Origin of the sequence: Bacillus sanguinis (assembly GCF_018332475.1) — a bacterium.
Lineage (GTDB): Bacteria > Bacillota > Bacilli > Bacillales > Bacillaceae_G > Bacillus_A > Bacillus_A sanguinis.
Genome location: NZ_BOQB01000455.1, coordinates 1 through 3,314, shown reverse-complemented (window position 1 = coordinate 3,314; position 3,314 = coordinate 1). Strand labels below are relative to the sequence as shown.

Annotated in this window: 3 protein-coding genes and 1 riboswitch; of the genes, 1 reads left to right on the top strand and 2 read right to left on the bottom strand. The window is 38.7% G+C overall.

Features of this window, described 5'->3' with window-relative positions:
* The first annotated feature begins 84 nt into the window (after positions 1–84).
* Positions 85–1,398 carry an anaerobic C4-dicarboxylate transporter family protein gene (locus tag KI369_RS27610; RefSeq protein ID WP_151630252.1) on the top strand — a complete coding sequence of 438 codons (1,314 nt, stop codon included), beginning with the start codon at positions 85–87 and terminating at the stop codon, positions 1,396–1,398.
* 115 nt (positions 1,399–1,513) lie between these two features.
* On the opposite strand, the gene thiE is transcribed toward KI369_RS27610, so the two are convergent.
* Both thiE and thiM read right to left on the bottom strand, forming a co-directional pair.
* Positions 1,514–2,173 carry a thiamine phosphate synthase gene (gene thiE / locus KI369_RS27605; protein WP_212958804.1) on the bottom strand — a complete coding sequence of 220 codons (660 nt, stop codon included), beginning with the start codon at positions 2,171–2,173 and terminating at the stop codon, positions 1,514–1,516.
* Between the two features lie 15 nt (positions 2,174–2,188).
* On the bottom strand, positions 2,189–3,004 hold the full coding sequence (gene thiM, locus KI369_RS27600) for a hydroxyethylthiazole kinase (protein WP_368858632.1): 816 nt from the start codon (positions 3,002–3,004) through the stop codon (positions 2,189–2,191).
* Between the two features lie 63 nt (positions 3,005–3,067).
* Positions 3,068–3,177, bottom strand: a riboswitch (TPP riboswitch).
* Positions 3,178–3,314 lie beyond the last annotated feature (137 nt).

Here is a 3,314-nt window from a genome sequence, read left to right as displayed (position 1 = left end):
TTATTTTGAGTATTTATTTCAATTTTCGTTCAAATTAAATTATTCAAATATATCTTAACTAATGAATTTCGGAGGTAGTTTATCATGTTTTGGCTACAATTTCTTACGTTACTACTCTGCATTTTTATTGGCGCACGCCTAGGTGGCGTTGGTCTAGGAGTAATGGGTGGCGTTGGTATGGCAATACTTGTTTTCGTCTTCCACTTACAACCTACAGCTCCTCCTATTGATGTAATGCTTATGATTTTAGCAGTAATTACAGCTGCCGGTGCACTGCAAGCCGCTGGAGGAATGGACTACCTTGTTCATCTAGCTGAGAAAGCATTACGAAAAAATCCAAAGCGCATTACATTCTTTGCTCCAATTGTTACTTATTTATTTACACTGTGCGCAGGAACTGGTCACGTTGCTTATTCTGTACTTCCTGTTATCGCAGAAGTCTCTCGCGAATCTGGGATTAGACCGGAACGACCAATGTCAATTGCCGTAATCGCTTCCCAACAAGCAATTACAGCTAGTCCTATATCAGCTGCAACAGTTGCCCTTTTAGCAATGCTAGCTGACTATAAAATCACCTTATTAGATATTTTAAAAGTAAGTATTCCCTCTACTTTCATCGCTTGTATGGTAGCTGCATTTGTTGCTAGCAAAATGGGGAAAGAATTAAATGAAGACCCTGAATACTTAAAACGATTAAAAGAAGGAATGATTCCTAAGATTGAAGAGAAAAAAGAATTTGTTGGTGTAAAAGGCGCTAAATTATCCGTTATCCTTTTCTTAGTAGGAACTTTCCTTGTCGTACTTCTCGGCTCATTTGAAGCACTTCGTCCAGGATGGATGATCGACGGGAAGCTAGTTCGCCTTTCCATGCCAAACACAATTGAAATGGTTATGTTAACCATCGCAGCTCTTATTATTATTTTCTGTAAACCAAATGTAGAAAGCATCGTGTCTGGTAACGTCTTTAAAGCGGGGGCAACAGCAGTTGTTGCTATTTTCGGTATCGCTTGGATGGGAGATACTTTCTTTAACGGAAACTTAAATATGATTCAAGGTTCAATTCAGCATCTAGTAACAAGTGCACCATGGCTATTTGCCATCGCATTATTCATTCTATCTATTTTACTATATAGCCAAGCAGCAACAGTACGTGCTTTAATGCCCCTTGGATTATCACTCGGTATTCCACCAGCACTACTAATCGCGATGTTCCCTGCAGTAAATGGATACTTCTTCATTCCAAACTATGGAACAATCGTTGCTGCCATCAACTTTGATCGCACTGGTACAACTGGCATTGGTAAATATGTTTTAAATCATAGCTTTATGATTCCAGGCCTCATCGCAACATTCACTTCTATCGGAATTGGAATGCTCTTAATATCAATTATGTTTTAAAGAAAAAGCACAAACCTACAATTTTAAAGGGTTTGTGCTTTTTTAATCAAACGTTTGTTTAAATATTTTTAACCGTCCATTATGTTCTTTACTATTTTTGTGAAGTTCCCTTTTCCTACAAACTCCTATTTACTTCCTCTACTAATTTCTTCGTACTTTCATAGGCAGATTCCGCTAAACTAATCGCAGAAATCATGGAAACACCGTCCGCACCTGCTTCTATAACTGAAGCTGTATTTTCAATTGTAATACCACCAATCCCGACAATAGGTATTGTAATTCCTTGTTCTCTAAAATGAGCTAAACCTTTCGTTCCTTGAACTGCTTTCGTATCTTTTTTCGTACTCGTTGGAAAAACAGGGCCAACACCTAAATAATCAGCTCCGTTTTGAATTGCCCAGCGTGCTTCTTCAATTGTATGGGTAGATACACCAACAATTTTATCCCCCATTTTTTCACGAACAGAAGTAATTCCTTCATCATCTTGTCCAACATGCACGCCATCTGCATCTAACTCGATAGCTAGTTCCACATCATCATTTACGATGAATGGGACACCGTACTCCTTACAAATTGCTTGCAGTTCTTTTGCGAAACAAATACGTTGCTCTCCCGTTAAAGCGCCTTCCCCCTTTTCTCGAAATTGAAAAATTGTTATACCACCTTCAAGTGCATCTCTCAATACTTGTAGCGGCTCCTTCGTACAATTGTTACTTCCCATAATAAAATATACTGATAATAACCTAGACATTTCTGCCTTTGAAATACGCGACATTTATTTTCCTCCTTACTATATAACCTCAATCTTCCCATACTTCTCTATATCACCCGAAGTCGTATTCGCTAACTGATTTAAAAATTCAATTTGGAAACTACCAGGTCCCTGCTCAACTGTCTTAGCAGCTGCTAGTTCCGCGGCTACACCATAAAACGTTAATGCAGCTACTGCTGCCTTTACATAATCCTTTTCTACTGCTACAAATGCTCCTATTACAGAAGTTAGTAAACAACCAGTTCCCGTAACTTTCGTTAAAATAGGGTGACCATTTCGAATAAGAATCGTTCGTTCTCCATCTGTAACAACATCTTCTTTTCCAGTAATTACCGCAACTGTATTCAATTCGTCTGCTGCCTGTTTTGCAATACTTACGACATTGCCATTTCCAGCACCAGCGTCTACCCCTTTAATTTCCCATCTCTCATTAATAACATTCGCTATTTCAGCTGCATTTCCGCGGATAATCGCTAAATCAATTTCAGCCGGAATATGTCTCGCAACTTCTGTTCGATACGATGTTGCTCCTGCACCAACTGGATCAAACAGTACTGGTACATTGTTCACATTTGCTGATTTACCCGCAAGTAACATCGCTTCTACTTCTTCAGGACGAAGTGTCCCCATATTTAATACTAACGCTCCAGCAATGCTAGCCATTTCTGCTACTTCTTCTTTTGCATATGCCATTACAGGCGATGCTCCTAACGCTAACAAACCGTTAGCTGTAAAGTTTGTTACAACAACATTTGTAATATTATGAACGAGCGGATTAGATTCTCTCACCAAATCCACTACTTTACTAATTTCTTTCATATTCATCCTTCTCATCCCCTAACTATAGTGATGGGAGAAACACAAAAAGACACTTTGCGCGTACGCAAAGTGCCTGAACATGTGCTTTTACACTCTCCCTACGCTGGCATTATCCAACAGGTTCAAATGGTCAATGACGGATTAGTCATACTCTCAGTTTGCATCCACAAACTCCCATGTGTTTAGTATTCATCTACTTCAAAGTCTACTCTTATTCTAATAAAATAACAAGTTCTTTACTTTTCTATTTAATATAGAAGCTACTAATAAAACAATACGCATACTAAAGTGAAACTTTAATCAGTGGGGGGTTTTGTTCATCCCC

What these genes read in the sequence shown, in the direction of transcription:
- thiE (WP_212958804.1), bottom strand. Translation starts at nt 2,173, where the DNA reads ATGTCGCGTATTTCAAAGGCAGAAATGTCTAGGTTATTATCAGTATAT.
- thiM (WP_368858632.1), bottom strand. Translation starts at nt 3,004, where the DNA reads ATGAGAAGGATGAATATGAAAGAAATTAGTAAAGTAGTGGATTTGGTG.
- KI369_RS27610 (WP_151630252.1), top strand. Translation starts at nt 85, where the DNA reads ATGTTTTGGCTACAATTTCTTACGTTACTACTCTGCATTTTTATTGGC.